The 18,568-nt window shown below is 59.5% G+C and carries 23 protein-coding genes; 10 read left to right on the forward strand and 13 right to left on the reverse strand.

The window, feature by feature from the left end; translation table 11 throughout:
* Window positions 1-34: 34 nt before the first annotated feature.
* From O0881_RS19290 to rsgA, 7 genes are all read left to right on the forward strand, one after another.
* The gene (locus O0881_RS19290; RefSeq protein WP_034783828.1) at window positions 35-421 is read left to right on the forward strand and encodes a DUF350 domain-containing protein; all 387 of its coding nucleotides are present in this window, start codon (window positions 35-37) and stop codon (window positions 419-421) included.
* Between the two features lie 27 nt (window positions 422-448).
* The gene (locus tag O0881_RS19295; protein WP_289912561.1) at window positions 449-1,489 is read left to right on the forward strand and encodes an SPFH domain-containing protein; all 1,041 of its coding nucleotides are present in this window, start codon (window positions 449-451) and stop codon (window positions 1,487-1,489) included.
* Between the two features lie 10 nt (window positions 1,490-1,499).
* On the forward strand, window positions 1,500-2,963 hold the full coding sequence (locus O0881_RS19300) for a DUF4178 domain-containing protein (RefSeq protein ID WP_289912562.1): 1,464 nt from the start codon (window positions 1,500-1,502) through the stop codon (window positions 2,961-2,963).
* Window positions 2,960-3,130, forward strand: coding sequence for a hypothetical protein (locus tag O0881_RS19305; RefSeq protein WP_157814714.1), 171 nt, complete (start codon window positions 2,960-2,962; stop codon window positions 3,128-3,130). Before O0881_RS19300 ends, O0881_RS19305 begins: the two co-directional genes overlap by 4 nt.
* Before the next feature lie 2 nt (window positions 3,131-3,132).
* Window positions 3,133-3,504 carry an adenosylmethionine decarboxylase gene (gene speD, locus O0881_RS19310; protein WP_289912563.1) on the forward strand — a complete coding sequence of 124 codons (372 nt, stop codon included), beginning with the start codon at window positions 3,133-3,135 and terminating at the stop codon, window positions 3,502-3,504.
* 63 nt (window positions 3,505-3,567) lie between these two features.
* Window positions 3,568-4,122, forward strand: a complete 555-nt coding sequence (locus O0881_RS19315; RefSeq protein WP_289905984.1) for a hypothetical protein — start codon at window positions 3,568-3,570, stop codon at window positions 4,120-4,122.
* Between the two features lie 264 nt (window positions 4,123-4,386).
* A complete protein-coding gene (gene rsgA, locus O0881_RS19320) occupies window positions 4,387-5,454 on the forward strand; it encodes a ribosome small subunit-dependent GTPase A (protein WP_289912564.1) in 1,068 nt (355 codons plus the stop codon).
* A gap of 59 nt (window positions 5,455-5,513) precedes the next feature.
* Here the strand turns inward: rsgA and O0881_RS19325 are convergent, their stop codons facing one another.
* The 13 genes from O0881_RS19325 to mnmG all read right to left on the reverse strand — a co-directional run bounded on the left by O0881_RS19325 (window position 5,514) and on the right by mnmG (window position 17,341).
* Complete coding sequence (locus tag O0881_RS19325; RefSeq protein WP_077398374.1) at window positions 5,514-5,933, reverse strand: F0F1 ATP synthase subunit epsilon; 420 nt, start codon at window positions 5,931-5,933, stop codon at window positions 5,514-5,516.
* 62 nt (window positions 5,934-5,995) lie between these two features.
* The gene (atpD, locus tag O0881_RS19330) at window positions 5,996-7,396 is read right to left on the reverse strand and encodes a F0F1 ATP synthase subunit beta (protein WP_034752705.1); all 1,401 of its coding nucleotides are present in this window, start codon (window positions 7,394-7,396) and stop codon (window positions 5,996-5,998) included.
* Between the two features lie 29 nt (window positions 7,397-7,425).
* The gene (atpG, locus tag O0881_RS19335) at window positions 7,426-8,301 is read right to left on the reverse strand and encodes a F0F1 ATP synthase subunit gamma (RefSeq protein WP_034783836.1); all 876 of its coding nucleotides are present in this window, start codon (window positions 8,299-8,301) and stop codon (window positions 7,426-7,428) included.
* A gap of 63 nt (window positions 8,302-8,364) precedes the next feature.
* Entirely contained in the window at window positions 8,365-9,906 is a 1,542-nt protein-coding gene (gene atpA / locus O0881_RS19340; protein ID WP_034752701.1) for a F0F1 ATP synthase subunit alpha, read from the reverse strand.
* Between the two features lie 78 nt (window positions 9,907-9,984).
* Window positions 9,985-10,530 (reverse strand): F0F1 ATP synthase subunit delta, encoded by a 546-nt coding sequence (locus tag O0881_RS19345; RefSeq protein WP_034752699.1) that lies wholly within the window; start codon window positions 10,528-10,530, stop codon window positions 9,985-9,987.
* A gap of 2 nt (window positions 10,531-10,532) precedes the next feature.
* Entirely contained in the window at window positions 10,533-11,003 is a 471-nt protein-coding gene (locus tag O0881_RS19350; protein ID WP_034752697.1) for a F0F1 ATP synthase subunit B, read from the reverse strand.
* Between the two features lie 43 nt (window positions 11,004-11,046).
* A complete protein-coding gene (gene atpE, locus O0881_RS19355; RefSeq protein WP_034752695.1) occupies window positions 11,047-11,325 on the reverse strand; it encodes a F0F1 ATP synthase subunit C in 279 nt (92 codons plus the stop codon).
* A 59-nt stretch (window positions 11,326-11,384) separates the two neighbouring features.
* Window positions 11,385-12,194 carry a F0F1 ATP synthase subunit A gene (gene atpB / locus O0881_RS19360; RefSeq protein ID WP_046681851.1) on the reverse strand — a complete coding sequence of 270 codons (810 nt, stop codon included), beginning with the start codon at window positions 12,192-12,194 and terminating at the stop codon, window positions 11,385-11,387.
* Window positions 12,195-12,245: 51 nt separating this feature from the next.
* Complete coding sequence (locus tag O0881_RS19365) at window positions 12,246-12,614, reverse strand: ATP synthase subunit I (protein ID WP_035823464.1); 369 nt, start codon at window positions 12,612-12,614, stop codon at window positions 12,246-12,248.
* 270 nt (window positions 12,615-12,884) lie between these two features.
* Window positions 12,885-13,769, reverse strand: a complete 885-nt coding sequence (locus O0881_RS19370) for a ParB/RepB/Spo0J family partition protein (RefSeq protein ID WP_289912565.1) — start codon at window positions 13,767-13,769, stop codon at window positions 12,885-12,887.
* Window positions 13,770-13,833: 64 nt separating this feature from the next.
* Window positions 13,834-14,604 (reverse strand): AAA family ATPase, encoded by a 771-nt coding sequence (locus tag O0881_RS19375; RefSeq protein WP_034752687.1) that lies wholly within the window; start codon window positions 14,602-14,604, stop codon window positions 13,834-13,836.
* 158 nt (window positions 14,605-14,762) lie between these two features.
* Window positions 14,763-15,407 carry a 16S rRNA (guanine(527)-N(7))-methyltransferase RsmG gene (gene rsmG / locus O0881_RS19380; RefSeq protein ID WP_289912566.1) on the reverse strand — a complete coding sequence of 215 codons (645 nt, stop codon included), beginning with the start codon at window positions 15,405-15,407 and terminating at the stop codon, window positions 14,763-14,765.
* Window positions 15,404-17,341 carry a tRNA uridine-5-carboxymethylaminomethyl(34) synthesis enzyme MnmG gene (gene mnmG, locus O0881_RS19385; protein WP_251349586.1) on the reverse strand — a complete coding sequence of 646 codons (1,938 nt, stop codon included), beginning with the start codon at window positions 17,339-17,341 and terminating at the stop codon, window positions 15,404-15,406. The genes rsmG and mnmG overlap by 4 nt, the downstream gene beginning before the upstream one ends.
* A gap of 317 nt (window positions 17,342-17,658) precedes the next feature.
* Between mnmG and sugE the strand changes: the two genes are divergently transcribed.
* Genes sugE through O0881_RS19400 form a run of 3 tightly spaced genes read left to right on the forward strand, consistent with a single transcriptional unit; the run spans window position 17,659 to window position 18,508 of the window.
* Window positions 17,659-17,979 (forward strand): quaternary ammonium compound efflux SMR transporter SugE, encoded by a 321-nt coding sequence (gene sugE / locus O0881_RS19390; protein ID WP_289899682.1) that lies wholly within the window; start codon window positions 17,659-17,661, stop codon window positions 17,977-17,979.
* Window positions 17,980-17,990: 11 nt separating this feature from the next.
* Window positions 17,991-18,350 carry an NADH-quinone oxidoreductase subunit A gene (locus O0881_RS19395; RefSeq protein WP_289905988.1) on the forward strand — a complete coding sequence of 120 codons (360 nt, stop codon included), beginning with the start codon at window positions 17,991-17,993 and terminating at the stop codon, window positions 18,348-18,350.
* A complete protein-coding gene (locus tag O0881_RS19400) occupies window positions 18,347-18,508 on the forward strand; it encodes a hypothetical protein (RefSeq protein WP_180278653.1) in 162 nt (53 codons plus the stop codon). The genes O0881_RS19395 and O0881_RS19400 overlap by 4 nt, the downstream gene beginning before the upstream one ends.
* Window positions 18,509-18,568 lie beyond the last annotated feature (60 nt).

Below are 18,568 nucleotides of genomic sequence, written 5' to 3' on the forward strand. Positions count from 1 at the left end.
TTGACGTTATCAAATACTCATTGTAAGGAATGCCGTGCCCGCCATCCTAAACTATCTGATCCATCTTTTACTGGCCGCCGGGCTGCTGATTGTATTTTTTATCATCTACACGCGCGTCACGCCGTATAACGAAGTGCTGCTGATCCGCCAAGGAAATCAGGCGGCAGCCCTGTCGCTGGGCGGCGCCATGCTGGGCTTTTCCGCCACGATCGCCTCGTCCCTGATGCACACGGCCGACTATCAGCAGTTCTTCGCCTGGGCCTTCGGCGCCATGGTGGTGCAATTGCTCGCCTATGTGGTCACCACGCGCCTGCTGCGCATGTCGAAAGACCAGATCGAATCGAACAACAGTGCCTTCGGCGGCCTGCTGGCCGCCATTTCCCTGTCGATCGGCGCCATCAACGCCGCTTGCATTTCCTGACGTTTTACCTCATTCAAGGACACCATCATGAGCCTCGGCAGCTTTATCAAGAAGCAGTTTATCGACGTACTGCAGTGGAACGAAGAGACGGAAGGCGTGCTGGCCTGGCGTTTTCCCATGCAGGATTTCGAGATTCAGAACGGCGCCATCCTGAATGTGCGCGAATCGCAAGTGGCCGTCTTCGTCAATGAAGGCAAGATCGCCGACGTCTTCGGTCCCGGCACGCACAAGCTGACGACGCAAACCCTACCGCTGCTGACCAACCTGAAAAACTGGGACAAGCTGTTCGATTCGCCCTTCAAGTCGGACGTGTATTACTTCAGCACCCGCGTGCAGACGGGCCGCAAGTGGGGCACGCCACAGCCGATCACCATCCGCGACAAGGATTTCGACATGATCCGCGTGCGCGCCTTCGGCATGTATTCGTACCGCATCGCCGACGCCCGCACCTTCTTCACCGAAATCAGCGGCACGCGCGAAGTGTATACGCGCGACGAAGTGGAAGATCAATTGCGCGGCATTTTGATGTCGAGCATGGCCAGCTCGCTGGGCGGCGCGAATGTCCCCTTCCTCGACATGGCGGCCAACCAGGCGCTGATGGCGCAGGAGGTCAAGGATGGCCTAGCGCAGGCGTTTTCCCGCTACGGCGTGGGCCTCGATGAATTCAACGTGGCCAGCATCAGCCTGCCCGAGGAATTGCAGGCGGCGCTCGACGAACGTATTTCCGCCGGCATGAAGGGCGGCCTGGGCGCCGACAAGATGAGCGGCTACACGAAATTCCAGGTGGCCAACGCGATCCCGCTGGCGGCGCAGAACGAAGGCGGCATGGCCGGCATCGGCGCCGGTCTCGGTGCCGGACTGTCGATCGGCCAGGTGATGGCGCAAAGTATGGGCAATGCGCTGCAGCAGCCCGCCCCAGCGCCAGCTCCGGCAGCGCCACCGGCCCCCGCGGAAGAACCGATCGAGGCGCGCCTGGAAAAGCTCAAGGGTCTGCTCGACAAGGGGCTCATTTCGCCGGCCGACTACGACGGCGCCAAGGCTGAACTGCTGAAAAAACTGATCGGCTAAGCGCGACTGCATGCAAACTGTTTCCTGTCCCAGCTGCGGCGCGGAAGTCCGCTTCCGCTCGCACGCTTCCGTACTCGCCGTGTGCGAGTACTGCCACAGCACCATCCTCAAGGACGCCGATTCCGTCAGGGACGTGGGCAAGATGTCGGCCGTCCTGGAAGACTATTCGCCGATCCAGATCGGCACGGCCGGCGTGCACGATGGCGTGCACTTCACCGTCGTCGGGCGCATCCAGCAGCGCTACAGCGCCGGTACGTGGAACGAGTGGTATCTGCTGTTCGACGACGCCAGCACGGCGTGGCTGGGCGACTCGTCCGGCCTGTACACCCTGACGCGCGTACGCAGCACGCAAGACGCGCTGCCTGCCTTTGCCGAGCTGGCGCCGGGCAGGCGCTACACGATCTGCGGCGAACCGTACACGGCGGCCGAGATCCGCAGCGCCGAATGCATCGCCGGCCAGGGAGAATTGCCCTTCAAGGTGGGCGCTGGCTGGCGCATCCAGGTGGCGGACTTCCGCAACTACGCCAGCTTTGTCACGCTCGACTATACGGATGGCCCGCAACCCATCGTCTACCAGGGCGTGGCCGTCACCCTGGACAGTTTGAAGTGCCAGCTGCTGCGCGACGACGATACCATCGCCAGGAGCGCTGGCAAGTACCGCGGCAAGCTCGATGCCCTCGACTGCCCGTCCTGCGGCAGCGGCATCCAATATGTGCCCGGCGCTGCAGCGCAGCTGGTGTGTCCCGCCTGCCATGCGCAACTCGACGCCAGCGGTCCGGAAGCGCAGGTGCTGGCCATCGGCAAGCAGGTGCACGACAACGCCGACCTCACCCTGGAGCTGGGCGCCAGCGCGAAGATCAACAATGTGGATTTCACGGTGATCGGCATGATGCGCCGCGCCGACGACGAAGGCAGCGAGTGGAACGAATACCTGCTGTATGGCGCGCGCGCCGGCTTCTTCTGGCTGGTGGAAACCGACGATGGCTGGTCGCGCTCGAACGTGCTGCCGAACTGGCCCAACTGGGCCTCATTGGACGCCGATACCTGCACGCTCGATGGCGCCACCTACCGCAAACTGTATGACTACGGCTCGCAGGTCGTGTATGCGGCGGGTGCCTTCAACTGGAAGGTGGCCGTCGGCGACAGCACGCGCGTGTTTGAATTCGAGCAGGGACAGACCAAACTGGCGGCGGAGCTCACCGGCGAGGAAATGACCTGGTCGCGCTCCGCGCCCGTCGCCCATGACCAGATGGCCGCCTGGTTCGGCAGCGCCTTCCATGGCGGCGCCAACGTGCAGAATATCCAGCTCAGTCATCGCGGCATCGCCAAGGTCTTCATCGTCATCGTGCTGGTCTTGAATGCGATCCCCATGTTTGTCTCATTCTCCAGCACCCTGATGTGGAGTTTGCTGGGCTGCCTGGCGCTATTCCTACCGGCCGCTTTTCTCGACAAGAATGCAAAGAATCCCCCATGAGTAAATACGTGATCTACGCCCTGATGGTGACCTTCAGTGTCACCGCCGCCAACTGGGTGCGCATGTTCAAGGTGGCCGGCAGTAGCAGCGGCAGCAGCTGGAGTTCGCGTACGGGCAGCGGCGGCGGCAGCTATGGCGGCGGCTCCAGCGGCGGCAGCCACAAGTAAGCATGACAGCCACACCGCATCTGCCCCTAGGCACCCATTTTCTGGCGGACCTGTCGGGCATCGCACCGGAACGCCTGCGCGATGGCGCCGCGCTCGATCGCCTGTTGCGCGACGCGGCCGTCGCGGCCGGCGCCCAGGTGCTGCACAGCCATTTCCACAGCTTTGGCGCCGGCCAGGGCGTCACGGGCGTGGTGCTGCTGGCCGAATCGCACATCTCCATCCACACCTGGCCGGAATGCGGCTTTGCCGCCGTCGATATCTTCATGTGCGGCGCAGCCCGGCCGCAACTGGCGCTCGACGCCATCAAGGATGCGCTGCAGGCGACGCACTGCCAGCTGCAATCGGTGCGGCGCGCGCCACCCGGGCATTCCTAGCGCCGCTGGTGGATCGCGGGGGGATCGCTTACACTGTCGGCTCATATCCCAACCGTGACTCCCATGCGCCGTTCCGCCCTCCTTGCCCTGCCCCTGCTGCTGCTGGTCTCCGCCTGCAACGACTACACGGCGCCCAGCCTGTACCAGGCCACCACGCCCGAGTGCAAGACGTGGACGGAGGGTTCACGCTTCGAGCTGCCGCGCGGTATCAGCGTATATGCCACACCGCCTGTCACCCTGAAGGATGGCGGCACCGAGCTGGCGCTGATTTTTACTCTTCCCATCGGCACGCAAGCCAGCTTCACGCGTCTGTCCTTCCTGCTGGAAGAACCAAAACAGCAGCCCTTCGCCGAAGCCAAGGTGCTGACCATCTACCAGCGCGGCATGAACCGCAAGGCGGAAATCGTCGACGTCATCGAGCAGCTGCCCATCATGTTTTCCGCCGTCGGTTCCAGCGCCGAAACCCAGTGGCGCCTGCGCCTGCAACTGCCGCGCCAGCTGCCGCAGCGCTTTGATTTATCCATGCCCGACATGCTCGTCGCCGGCAAGCGCTACCCGGTGCGCACGTTTACGTACCGCTATTTCCCCGAGCGCAGCGCTTACGGCATGTGCAGCTAATGTTGACGGCGGCGCGCGCCGCTGGCACACTGGCGTTTTCCCTCACACAACAGGAGTAGACAACATGCGCCATTCGGATACTGCCGTGCTGTCGGCTGCCTGATCACGGTCTTTCCCCGCTAAGACCCTTAGCCCGCAATTGCCCATACGCGTGATCGCGTAGCCGACTTCCCTTTCTTTCGTGCCAGTCATAACGACTGGCGGTGCCTGCACGCGCAGGCTTCATGTCCGCACGCGGACGACAGAATTTGGAATCACGCTACCATGATCGCATTCGATTTTGCGCAACTACGCCTTATCGGGCTGCAGCAGGCCATCGCCGGCGCAGCCACCCAACTCGACTTATCATCCCCTGCCGCACAACTGCTGCGCGTGAGCGCCGTCCACCGCGACAGCATTCTCGTGCACGACGGCAGCCGGGAACACCCGGCGCAGGTACTGCCGCGCCTGTTGCACGAGCTGCTGGCGCAAGACACCGTCCTCACGGTCGGCGACTGGGTCGCCGCCGAACACGATGCTCACGGCGCGCTGTGGATAACGGCGCACTTATCCCCAGTCACACAAATCGCCCGACGCGGCAATGACGGCCGGCGGCAAGTGCTCGCCAGCAATGTCGATACGGCCCTGCTGGTAATGGGACTGGACGGGGATTTCAACCCACGCCGGCTGGAACGCTATCTGGCCATCGTGCTGGCGACCCAGGTCAGCCCCGTGGTGGTGCTGAGCAAGGCCGACGTGGCCGACGACGTGCCGGGCAAGCTGGCGCAGCTCAAACAGCGCCTGCCGTCCCACGTGCCCCTGTTTGCCATCGATACGCGCCATGCGTATGACGTGGCCATCCTGGAACCGTGGCTGGGTGCCGGCCAGACCCTGGTGCTGCTCGGTTCATCGGGCGCCGGCAAGTCCAGCCTGACCAATACCCTGTCTGCGGCGCAGCAGGCCACCAACGGCGTGCGCCATGGCGATGGGCGCGGACGGCATACGACGACGGCGCGCTCGCTGCACCTGTGCGCCAGCGGCGCCTGCATCATCGATACGCCGGGCTTGCGCAGCTGGCAGGCCGACGCCGATGCGCAGACCCTGGCGGCCACGTTTGACGACATCGCGGCGCTCGCCTCGACGTGCCAGTTCCGCGACTGCCAGCACGCCAGCGAACCAGGCTGCCAGGTGCGCGGCGCCGTCGATGCGGATCGGCTGCGCAATTATCACAAGCTGCTGCGCGACGCCCGGCGCGGCGAGGAAACGCCGCTCGAGCGCATCGCCGCGCGCGCCAAGTGGAAGACGATATTGAAGGCGGGGCAGGAAAGGAGCAGGCAGAAGCGCCAGGAATAGCCGTCAAAGCATAAAAAAAGGCAGCCCGAAGGCTGCCTTTCTTGTTGCTGGCTCGCTGATTACAGCTTGCGCAGCTTCTGGATCGCTGCCAGCTGCGCAATCGCGCTGGCCAGCTCGGCTTGCGCTTGCGCGTAGTCGATGCCCGAATCCTTGTTGTGGATATTTTCTTCCGCCAACTTCTTCGCTTCCAGCGCTTTCGCTTCGTCGAGGTCGTGACCGCGGATGGCGGTATCGGCCAGGACGGTCACGGTATCCGGTTGCACTTCCAGCAGGCCGCCGGCAACGAAGACGAACTCTTCTTCAGCCTGGCCGACTACCTTGATGCGGACCGCGCCCGGACGGATGCGGGTAATCAAAGGCGTGTGGCGTGGGTAGATACCCAGCTCGCCCTGTTCACCCGGCAACGCGACGAATTCTGCTTCGCCTGAAAAAATCAGTTCTTCAGCGGAAACCACGTCAACGTGAATTGTGTGTGCCATGTGTGTCCTATCGGGTTGAAGAACCCCGCCGTGTAACGGGCGGGGTTAGGCCCAGACTTAACTTAGTTAAGTTTCTTGGCTTTTTCGATTGCTTCTTCGATCGTGCCGACCATGTAGAACGCTTGTTCCGGCAGGTGATCGAGTTCGCCCGAAGCGATCATTTTGAAGCCCTTGATCGTGTCTTTGAGCGAAACGTATTTACCAGGCGCGCCGGTAAAGACTTCAGCGACGTGGAAAGGCTGCGACAGGAAACGCTGCATCTTACGTGCGCGGGCGACCAGCAGTTTGTCTTCCGGTGCCAGCTCGTCCATACCCAGAATCGCGATAATGTCGCGCAATTCCTTGTAGCGTTGCAGGGTCGTTTGCACGGCACGCGCGGTGTCGTAGTGCTCTTGACCAACGATCAACGGATCCAGCTGACGCGAGGTCGAATCCAGTGGGTCCACGGCTGGGTAGATACCCAGGGAAGCGATGTCACGCGACAGCGCAACGGTCGAATCCAAGTGAGCAAACGTGGTAGCAGGCGACGGATCGGTGTAATCATCGGCTGGAACGTAGACGGCCTGGATCGAGGTGATCGAACCGGTCTTGGTCGACGTGATACGCTCTTGCAGACGGCCCATTTCTTCCGCCAGGGTCGGTTGGTAACCCACAGCCGATGGCATACGGCCCAGCAGTGCCGATACTTCGGTACCGGCCAGCGTGAAGCGGTAGATGTTGTCGACGAAGAACAGAACGTCCTTGCCTTCATCACGGAACGATTCAGCGATCGTCAGGCCGGTCAGCGCAACGCGCAGACGGTTACCTGGCGGTTCATTCATCTGACCGTAGACCATCGCCACTTTGGAGTTCTCTGGGTTTTCCAGATCGACCACTTTCGCGTCAGCCATCTCGTGGTAGAAGTCGTTACCTTCACGGGTACGCTCACCAACGCCGGCGAACACGGACACGCCGCTGTGTGCCTTGGCGATGTTGTTAATCAGTTCCATCATGTTCACGGTCTTGCCTACGCCAGCGCCGCCGAACAGACCAACTTTACCGCCTTTTGCAAACGGGCACACCAGGTCGATCACCTTGATGCCGGTTTCCAGCAGTTCTTGCGATGGCGACAGTTCGTCGTATGCAGGAGCGGTGCGGTGGATCGACGCGATCTGCTCGTGCGACACTGGGCCGCATTCGTCGATCGGGTTGCCCAGCACGTCCATGATGCGACCCAGAGTTGCTTTACCGACTGGCACCATGATTGGTTTGCCGGTGTTCTGGATCATCATGCCGCGACGCAGGCCATCGGACGAGCCGAGTGCAATGGTACGGACAATGCCGTCGCCCAACTGCTGTTGTACTTCCAGGGTCAGTTCCGAGCCTGCCATCTTCAAGGCATCAAATACCTTAGGCATCGCGTTGCGGGGAAACTCAACGTCCACCACAGCGCCGATACACTGAACGATTTTGCCATCAGCCATGTTCGTTCCTTCAATATAGTTAAATTCGTTTAAACCGCAGCCGCACCGGCGACGATTTCGGAGAGTTCTTTGGTAATCGCAGCTTGACGGGTCTTGTTGTAGATCAGCTTCAATTCGCCGATCACACTACCCGCGTTGTCGCTTGCAGCTTTCATCGCGACCATCCGTGCCGATTGCTCGGACGCCAGATTCTCCGCGACTGCCTGGTACACCAGCGCTTCTACATAGCGCTCCAGCAATTCGTCGATCACGCTTTGCGCGTCCGGCTCGTAGATGTAATCCCACGAGTGGGCGCCCTTGTCGGCGACCATCTTGTCGGCCGTCAGGGGCAGCAATTGCTCCACGACTGGTTCCTGTTTCATCGTGTTGATGAATTTGGTGTAGCACAGGTACACTGCATCGATCTTGCCTGCCTGGAACTCTTCGAGCATGACCTTGACGGGTCCGATCAGTTTGTCCAGGTGGGGCGTATCACCGGTTTGAATGGCGTGCGCAATGATCTTGACGCCGATGCGATTCAAAAAACCCAAACCCTTGTTACCGATGGCAACTGCTTCAACCCGGTTGCCAGCTGCTTCCAGCTCGCGCGACTTCGACGTCACCTGGCGCAGGATGTTGGTGTTCATGCCGCCGCACAGACCCTTGTCGGTCGTGACAACGATGAAACCCACTGCCTTCGCTTGCGTACCCTGGGCAGCTGCCAGGAACGGGTGCGTGTATTCCGGATTGGCGGTCGCCAGATTGGCGGCGATATTCCGAATCTTGTCACTGTAGGGACGGGCGGCCCGCATCCGGTCTTGCGCCTTGCGCATTTTGGACGCGGCGACCATTTCCATCGCCTTGGTGATCTTCTTCGTATTCTCTACGCTCTTGATCTTGCCTCGTATCTCTTTGCTTGATGCCATGAGTCCTTACTCCTTCTGCGCGTAGGGCGGCGCCTCACTCAAAGGTGGGCACCGCCTGGCCGCTTAATATGCGCCGGATTTCTTGAAATCAGCAATGGCCGCCGACAGAGTTGCTTCGCTGTCTTTGTCGAGTTGCTTGGTTTCTTCGATCTTGGCCAGCAGAGCAGCTTGCTTGGTCTTCATGTAAGCGTGGACACCAGCTTCGAACGACAGCACTTGCTTGACTGGCACGTCGTCCATGAAGCCTTTGTTCACCGAGAACAGCGATACGGCCATCAGCGAGATCGACAGTGGCGAGTACTGGGCTTGCTTGAGCAATTCCGTTACGCGCGCGCCGCGGTCCAGCTGCTTGCGGGTCGATTCATCCAGGTCCGAAGCGAACTGCGCAAACGCGGCCAGTTCACGGTATTGCGCCAAGTCGGTACGGATACCGCCGGACAGGTTTTTGATGACCTTGGTCTGGGCGGCGCCACCGACGCGCGATACGGAAATACCGGCGTTAATTGCAGGACGGATACCGGCGTTGAACAGCGAGGTTTCCAGGAAGATCTGACCGTCGGTAATCGAAATCACGTTGGTTGGAACGAATGCGGACACGTCGCCAGCTTGCGTTTCAATGATCGGCAGTGCCGTCAGGGAACCGGTCTTGCCTTTGACGGCGCCGTCGGTGAACTTCTCGACGTAGTCGGCGTTCACGCGTGCTGCGCGTTCCAGCAGGCGGCTGTGCAGGTAGAACACGTCGCCTGGGTACGCTTCGCGACCTGGTGGACGGCGCAGCAGCAGCGAGATTTGACGGTATGCAACAGCTTGTTTGGACAGATCATCGTAGACGATCAGTGCATCTTCACCGCGGTCACGGAAGTATTCGCCCATGGCGCAACCGGAGTACGGCGAGATGTATTGCATGGCGGCCGATTCCGAAGCGGAAGCGGCGACAACGATGGTGTATTCCATCGCGCCGTGCTGTTCCAGCGAGCGCACGATGTTCTTGATCGACGAGGCTTTTTGGCCAATCGCGACGTAGATACATTTCATGCCCTGGCCTTTTTGATTGATGATCGCATCAATCGCCACAGCCGACTTGCCGGTTTGACGGTCGCCGATGATCAGTTCGCGCTGGCCGCGGCCAACTGGAACCATCGCATCGATCGACTTCAGGCCGGTTTGCATCGGTTGCGAAACGGATTCACGGGCGATCACGCCCGGAGCGATTTTTTCGATCGCGGCCGTCAGTTTGGTCTCGATGGCGCCTTTGCCGTCGATCGGCTGACCCAGCGCGTTGACAACGCGGCCGAGCAGCTCAGGACCAACTGGCACTTCCAGAATACGGCCGGTGCATTTCACCGTGTCGCCTTCGGAGATGTGCTCGTAGGCACCCAGAATCACGGAACCGACGGAGTCGCGTTCCAGATTCATGGCCAGGCCAAACGTGTTGCCTGGGAATTCCAGCATCTCGCCTTGCATCACGTCCGACAAACCGTGGATGCGGCAGATACCGTCGGCGACGGAAATAACCGTGCCTTGATTACGCACTTCAGCGCCGCCGTCAAGACCTTGGATCCGGCTCTTGATCAACTCGCTGATTTCAGATGGGTTGAGTTGCATACTAACTCCTAAAAGTGTTTCTCTCAGCTTGCGCGAGGGGTAAGGGTCTGTCTAAGCTGGCCTGCCGAAGCGCGTGTCTTACGACACCAGTGCAGCGTGCAGTTGCTGCAGCTTGGCGCGCACCGAGGTGTCGAGCACTTGGTCGCCAACAACCACGCGCACGCCGCCGAGCAGCGATGGATCCACTGTGACGGCAGGGTTGAGCTTACGACTGAATTTCTTTTCCAGCGTTGCGACCAGCTCGGCCGTTTGGCCTTCGCTCAGATCGAAAGCGCTCGTGATCTCGGCGTCAGCCGCACCTTCCAGGCCATTTTTCAAGGCATGGAATTGCGCGCCGATTTCCGGCAGCAGGCTGATGCGGCCATTTTCGATCAACATCGTGACGAAGTTTTTCACTTCCTCATTGAGCGGCGATTTCAACAACGACAGGATGGTGGCGGCGACGTCGCTTTCCGAAACTTTCGGATTGCGCGCGTACGCCTGTACCTCGGGGTGGCTACCGATCTGTGCCAGTTCGGACACCAGTTCGGACCACGCCGCGAGGTTGCTTGACTCCTTACCAGCTTGGGCTACGCGGAACAAAGCTTCCGCGTAGGGACGGGCGACGGTTGCGAGTTCTGCCATGATTACAGCTCGACAGCAAGACGCTGCAACATTTCGGCGTGAGCCGTAGCGTTTACTTCACGCTTCAAGATCTGCTCGGCACCCTTGACAGCCAGGTCAGCCACCTGAGCGCGCAATTGTTCGCGTGCTTTCGACAGTTGCTGTTCGGCGTCCGACTGGGCTTGCGCAATGATACGCGCAGCTTCAGCTTGTGCATTTTGCTTGATCTCTTCAGCAACCAGCTGCGCGCGCTTTTCAGCGTCCGCAACGCGTTGCGACGCTTCTTCACGTGCACTGTTCAATGCCTCTTGCGCACGCTTTTCAGCGACTGCCATCGAAGCCTGACCTTGATCGGCCGCAGCCAATCCATCCGCGATTCGTTTGGCACGCTCATCCAGCGCGTTGTTCAGCGCTGGAAATACGAACTTCATCGAGAACCAGACCAACACCGCGAAGGTGATCATCTGGCCGATGAGCGACATATTGATGTCCATACCTTTGCTCCTAACTAAAAGTTTCTCCTAGGGTTGGAGCGAATTACTGAGCAACAGCCGTCAGAGCGGACAGGAACGGGTTAGCGAACGTGTACAGCAGAGCAACACCAACGCCGATCATCGAGATAGCATCCAGCAGACCAGCGATAACGAACAGTTTGGTTTGCAGTTGTGGCATCAGTTCTGGTTGACGTGCCGAAGCTTCCAGGAATTTGCCACCCAAGATAGCGAAGCCCAGAGCGGTGCCGATTGCGGCCAGGCCGATGATGATTGCTGCTGCCAGAACGGTCATGCTTTGTACTTGTGCGATCAGAGCTTGCATAAAATTCTCCTAAATTTAAAAACGAAAGATACTAAAAAAACAAAATATAAAGTTAATGATTAATGTTTCTCAACCGCAAGGCTCAGATACACAACCGTCAACGCCATAAACACAAAAGCTTGCAAAGTTACAATCAAGATATGGAAAATTGCCCATGGACCACCCAACGCCCACTGTGCCCACCAAGGCAACAACGCGATCAAGATGAAAATCAGTTCGCCGGCATACATATTGCCGAACAGTCGCAGCGACAGGGAGATCAGTTTTGCAACCAGCTCAACCATTTGCAGCAGGAAATTGACAGGTGCCAGGGCGATCGTGCCGATCAGGCCGCTCGCATGGAACGGTGCCGTGAACAGTTCCTTGATCCAGCCGCCCAGGCCCTTGGCCTTGATCGAGAAGGCGATCACGCACAGCACGACCGACAGCGACATGGCGAAGGTGTGGTTGACGTCGGCGGTCGGCACGGCGCGCAGTTTATGCACGCCAAACCAGCTCAGGATCTTCGGCAACAGGTCAACCGGCAGGAAGTCCATCGCGTTAAGCAACCAGACCCACACAAAAATAGTGATGGCCAGCGGCGCGATGACCTTGCTTTTCGCGTGGAAGGCCCCATTAATAGTGTCATTGACGATTTCCATGACCATTTCGACGAAGTTTTGCAACTTGCCAGGGACACCAGCCGTCGCGCGGCGCGACGCCATATAGAAAACAGCCAGGAAAACAAAGCCCAGAATGGCCGAAATCCAGAACGTATCCAGATTGATCATGCCGTCGGCACTTCTCAGGTGGGCCAGATGGTGACTGATGTATTCTGTGGCGTTGGCCGGGGCAGCATGGCCCGCTTCAATAGCGTGTTCTGTGGTCATAATGAATTTAGATTTGTCGTTTCAGAGCTCAACAGGCCCCAAAACCAATGATTAAACAGCGAGCAATGAAAACCAGTATGCTAAGGTTGCCACCGCGAAACCCAAGATCAGCCATAACCAGGCGGCCGACTGAAACAACACCAGTGCCAATATAAACAGCACCGCTGTGATAAATATTTTCACCACTTCTGCGCGCAAATGCGCCCGGAATGCCTTATTGGCGTCGCTAGAACCGCGAACCACCAACAGGGCATACACCAGGCTACCTATGACTGCGATAGCGCCGCCGTATGCGGCGGACCAGCCTCTGACATTGCCACCAAAAAACAGGGTGACCGTGGCAAAGCTGATAGCGATTGCTAGCTGCAATGCAACTACTTTGTAGACTGGCTTGGCAATACTTTGTTGTGAATCACTCAATTGCCAAGTTCCCAGAAAAATCTACACACGCAAAGACACGGGATTATAGTTGGCTTTGATCTATAGAGTCAAACGTTGCTGCACCGCAGCAGGGCAATTGCTGCGTGAAACTGACGCTTTACCGACTATTCGCCGCCTTTTGCACCACTATATGGCAAAGTCGCTTGTCTGGCCGCTTCCAGCCGTGTTATCAAGGAATCACGTGGTGCATCTGGAAAGCATGGCCGGATCGTCCACACCCCCATGGCCCCTGTCTTTGCAGCTTGCTATTTAACCACGCAAGCGGGTCAACAAACCATCGAGCACGTCAAGATCGGCAAAATCAATCACCAATTGGCCACGGCCTTTATTCCCCATCTTGAACACCACGGGCGTGGCCAGCGCATCGGACAACTCTTCTTCCAGGCGCGCGATGTCGCCAGACTTTTCCTTCTGCCGCGGCTCGACCGGGTTGGCCGCTTCCTCGACCGTGCGGGTAACGAGCTTTTCCGTTTCACGCACCGACAGGCGCTTGGCCACCACCTGGTTCGCCAGGGTGATCTGGCTGGCCGCGTCGACGGCCAGCAGCGCGCGCGCATGGCCCATGTCGATATCGCCGGCCATCAGCATGGTCTGCACTGGATTGGCCAGGTTCATCAAACGCAACAGGTTCGACACTGCGCTGCGCGAGCGTCCCAGCGCAGTGGCCGCTTGCTCATGCGTAAAACTGAAGTCGGCGATCAGGCGGTGGATGCCCTGCGCCTCTTCCAGCGGATTCAAGTCTTCGCGCTGGATGTTCTCGATCAGCGCCATGGCGGCGGCCGCCAGATCGTCCACGTCGCGCACCAATACCGGCACTTCTGTCAGGCCGGCCAATTGCGAGGCGCGGAAACGGCGTTCGCCGGCGATGATTTCATATTTGATAATGCCGCTCAGGGTATCCTGCCCGATCGGCCGCACCAGGATCGGCTGCATCAGCCCCTGCGCCTTGATCGAGGCGGCCAGTTCATTCAGGGCCCCCTCGTCCATGCGCGTGCGCGGCTGGTATTTGCCGGCTTGCATTTGCGACACGGGCAAGTTCGACGGTTGATTCGTGTCCGGACTGGCAAAGTCGCCGCCGCCGCCCAACAGGGCGTCGAGTCCGCGACCCAGTCCTTTTAATTTTTTCGTAGCCATGCTGTCCTAATCGTGTTTTCAGAGTAAGCGCTTACATCACAATGTGCAGGCGCTCGCCCTTTGTTTACATATGTTTGATGCGTTCGACCATCTCGGCGCCGAAGGCGATGTACGCCTGGGCACCTTTCGAGCTGGGGTCGAAGGTCACGCCGGGCAAGCCGTACGATGGCGCTTCGGCCAGGCGGACGTTGCGCGGGATGATGGTATTGAATACCTTGTCGCCGAAGTGCTGCTCCAGCTGCGCCGACACTTGTTGCGATAATGTCATGCGCGGATCGAACATCACGCGCAACAGGCCGATGATCTTCAGATCCGGGTTCAGGTTGGCATGCACCTTCTTGATGGTATTGACCAGGTCGGACAAACCTTCCAGCGCGTAGTACTCGCACTGCATCGGGATGATCACGCCATGCGCGGCGCACAGGCCGTTCAGGGTCAGCATCGATAATGCCGGTGGGCAATCTACTAATATGAAGTCGTATTCGCCGTCCACTTCGGCCAGCGCATCCTTCAGGCGGCGTTCGCGGTTGTCCAGTTCGACCATCTCCACTTCCGCGCCGGCCAGCTCGCGGTTCGACGGCAAGACATCGAAGCGCCCCGCTTCCGAACGCTGGCGTGCCGTCTTGACATCGGATTCGCCCAGCATCACTTCATAGGTCGACGCCTTCAGGCCGGCCTTGTTGATGCCGGCGCCCATGGTCGCGTTGCCCTGCGGGTCGAGGTCGACCAGCAGCACGCGCTGGTTCAATTTGGCCAGACCGGCGGAGAGGTTGACACTTGTTGTTGTTTTACCAACACCACCCTTTTGATTTGCTACACAAAAAATTTTGGCCATGTATCTTCTAGTTGTAAAGAGATGCAAACTTCATCGTGCGCCCCGGCATCCGGCCGAAACGATTTATATTATTTATTTCGTTTATACGATATAAATCATTTATATCGTTTATACCGTATAAACTGTTTATATGATTTATACCGTTTAATTTCCGTTTTTTAAATTCTTGCTATAAAAACCAGATGACGCTCTGCATTTAGCCCTGGCACCTGGATAGGCCGCAATTCCGTCACTTGCCAGTCTGCCGGCAGTCTCTCGCGCTCGTCTGGCGGTGCCACCCCTTTCAAGGCGATGAATTGCCCGCCCTCGGCCAGCACGTGGTTCGACCAGTTGACGAAGTCGGACAGGTCGGCAAAGGCGCGTGAGGTGATCACGTCGAATTTCTGCTGCACTTCCAACTGTTCCACGCGTTTCGTGTACACGGTCACGTTGGCCAGGCCCAGTTCGGCCTTCACTTGCGTCAGGAATGCCGTCTTTTTATGCACCGTGTCGATCATCGACACCTTCACATCGGGCCGCGCGATGGCCAGCACCATGCCCGGCAAGCCGCCACCGGCGCCCACGTCGAGCACGTTTTTCGCCTGCGCGAACGCCGGCACGGCGGCCAGCGAATCGAGCACGTGCAGGGTCAGCATCTGCAGCGGATCGCGCACCGACGTCAGGTTGTACACGCTGTTCCATTTGGCCAGCAAGGCCAGGTAATCGAGCAGTTTTTCCGTCTGATCCGCGCTCAGGTCCAGCCCCAGCGCGGCGATGCCGTCATTCAAAATCTGGGCCAATGCGGCCCGGTCAAACTGCTTCATTCAACAACCTCGTCCTTTAAAGTGGTGGTCTGCGCGGCACCGAAGCCGCGCTTTTTCAGGTGGACCAGCAGCAGCGAAATCGCCGCCGGCGTCACGCCGGAAATGCGCGAAGCCTGGCCCAGGGTTTCCGGGCGCTGCTTGTCGAGTTTTTGCCGCACTTCGACGGACAGCGCGCCGATGTCCAGGTAATTGAAACCCTCTGGCAAGGCCAGGTTTTCATAGTGTTCGTGGCGCTCGATTTCCTTGCTCTGGCGCTCGATGTAGCCCGCGTATTTGAGCTGGATTTCCACCTGCTCGCGCACGGCCGCATCCTCCACGCCGGGGCCGGCCAGGGCCTGGCCTTCGATACCCGTCATGCTCATCAAGGTGTCGTAGGCGACGTTCGGACGGCGCAGCAAGTCCGCCAGCGAATACTCGCGCTCGATGGCCTGGCCGACGATGCGTTCCGATTCGGCGGCTGCCAGGATGCGCGGGTTGACCCACGTGGAACGCAGGCGCTCAAGCTCGCGCGCCACCGCTTCGCGCTTCGTTTCAAACGCTTGCCATTGGGCGTCGCCCACGCAGCCCAGGGCGCGGCCGATTTCCGTCAGGCGCATGTCGGCATTGTCTTCGCGCAGGCTCAAACGGTACTCGGCGCGGCTGGTGAACATGCGATACGGTTCCTGCACGCCCTGCGTGATCAGATCGTCGACCAGCACGCCCAGATAGGCCTCGGAGCGGCCCGGTACCCAGGCTTCCTTGTCCTGCGTCAGCAAGGCCGCATTCAGGCCCGCCAGCATGCCTTGCGCGGCCGCTTCCTCGTAGCCCGTGGTGCCGTTGATCTGGCCGGCAAAGAACAGGCCGGCGACGGCCTTCGTTTCCAGCGAGGCCTTCAAGCCGCGCGGGTCGAAATAATCGTATTCGATGGCATAGCCGGGACGCAGGATGTGCGCGTTTTCCATGCCCTTCATCGATTGCACCAGAGCGATCTGCACGTCGAACGGCAAGCTCGTGGAGATCCCGTTCGGATAGAACTCATGCGTCGTCAAGCCTTCCGGCTCGAGGAAGATCTGGTGCGATTCCTTGCCCGAAAAACGGTGGATCTTGTCTTCAATCGAGGGGCAATAGCGGGGGCCCACGCCTTCGATGACGCCCGTGTACATGGGGCTGCGGTCCAGGCCGGCGCGGATGATGTCGTGCGTCTGGCTATTCGTGTGCGTGACCCAGCACGGCACCTGGCGCGGGTGCATGGCCGTATTGCCCATGACGGAAAACACGGGCACGGGATCGAGGTCGCCCGGCTGCTCTTGCATCACGGAAAAGTCGATCGTGCGGCCATCGATGCGCGGCGGCGTGCCCGTTTTCAGGCGGCCCTGCGGCAGTTTCAGCTCTTTCAGGCGGGCCGACAAGGAGATGGCGGGCGGGTCGCCGGCACGGCCGGCCGAATAGTTATTCAAGCCCACGTGGATCTTGCCGTCGAGGAAGGTTCCGGCCGTCAACACGACGGCGCGCGCGAGAAACTTCAAGCCGATCTGCGTCACGGCGCCGACGACCCGGTCGCCTTCGACGATCAGATCATCGACGGCTTGCTGGAACAGCCACAGGTTAGTCTGGTTTTCCAGGCGCGTACGGATGGCGGCCTTGTACAAAATACGGTCGGCCTGGGCGCGCGTGGCGCGGACTGCCGGGCCTTTCGAGGAATTCAGGATGCGGAACTGGATGCCGGACTCGTCGGTGGCGATCGCCATCGCGCCGCCCATGGCATCGACTTCCTTGACCAGGTGGCCCTTGCCGATGCCGCCGATGGAAGGGTTGCACGACATCTGGCCCAGTGTCTCAATATTATGCGTGAGCAATAGCGTCTTCTGCCCCATGCGGGCGGAAGCGAGGGCCGCCTCGGTACCGGCGTGACCACCACCGACAACGATGACGTCGAATTCTGTAGGAAATAACATGATAAATAGGTAACAGTGCAAGTAAAAATGCGGGATGAGAGCTCCGATTATAGAGTCTTTTTGCAAGCGCAACCTTGCGCAGCGCATTTTTTGCTTAATTTTTACTCAGCAGGGGCAAGCCAACGACGATTTCTGTTTCACGTGGAACACGCAACGTGGTCAGGCAGAGGGCTGCGGTGGCGTGAAATGTTTGCTACAATTGCCGCATCGTCCGCCAACGTGACCACGCCAGTGGCCAGCGGGACGAGCATCCAGGAGGACGGCCTCCCCCATCATGGGAACACACCGGGACGGCCCGCTCTGTATAAGGAGCCGCCATGGCCTGGATACTGTTACTCATTGCCGGCATGTTTGAAGTCGTGTGGGCATACTCGATGAAACTCTCCGAGGGTTTCACCAAACTCACCCCCTCCGTCATTACCATCGTCATGATGATCGCCAGCTTCGGCTTGCTGTCGCTGGCCATGCGCACCCTGCCCCTGGGCACGGCCTACACGATCTGGACGGGCATCGGCGCCGTCGGCGCCTTCATCGTCGGCATCGTCTTTCTGGGCGAGCAAGTCAACACCATGCGCGTGTGCGCTGCCGTCCTCATCGTGTGCGGCATCGTGTTGATGAAACTGTCGTCCAGCCACTGAGAGGAATTCCCATGCTCCTCGAAAACTATTTTCCCGTCCTCCTGTTCATTCTGATCGGCATCCTCGTCGGCATCGTGCCCATGCTGCTGGGCCGCGCACTGGGTCCGCACAAACCGGACCCGCAAAAACTGTCGCCGTATGAATGCGGCTTCGAAGCGTTCGGCGATGCGCGCATGAAGTTCGACATCCGCTTCTACCTGGTGGCCATCCTGTTCATCCTGTTCGATATCGAGGTGATCTTCCTGATGCCGTGGGCGGCCAACGTCAATGAACTGGGCTTGCATGGTTTCTGGGCCGTCATGGGTTTCCTGGGCGTACTGACCATCGGCCTGGCCTATGAATGGAAACGCGGCGCGCTGGAGTGGGAATGAGCAAGCTGCTGTTGCTCAACCTGCTGATGGGTGCCGGCCTGGCCTATGCGGCCGTGCGCGAGTATCGGCAAGATGCCCGCACGTTCCGCGTGCTGGCGGCCGTTTCCAGCCTGTCGCTGCTCGTGAGCCTGGGGCTGGCCAGCCAGCTGCAAGACTAAACGGTTCCACGTGAAACATGCGCGGCGCGGGAAAGCGGAGTAAGCTTGGCTTCTGTCCTT

Origin of the sequence: Janthinobacterium sp. SUN100, from assembly GCF_030397705.1 — a bacterium.
Classification (GTDB): Bacteria; Pseudomonadota; Gammaproteobacteria; order Burkholderiales; family Burkholderiaceae_D; genus Janthinobacterium; species Janthinobacterium kumbetense.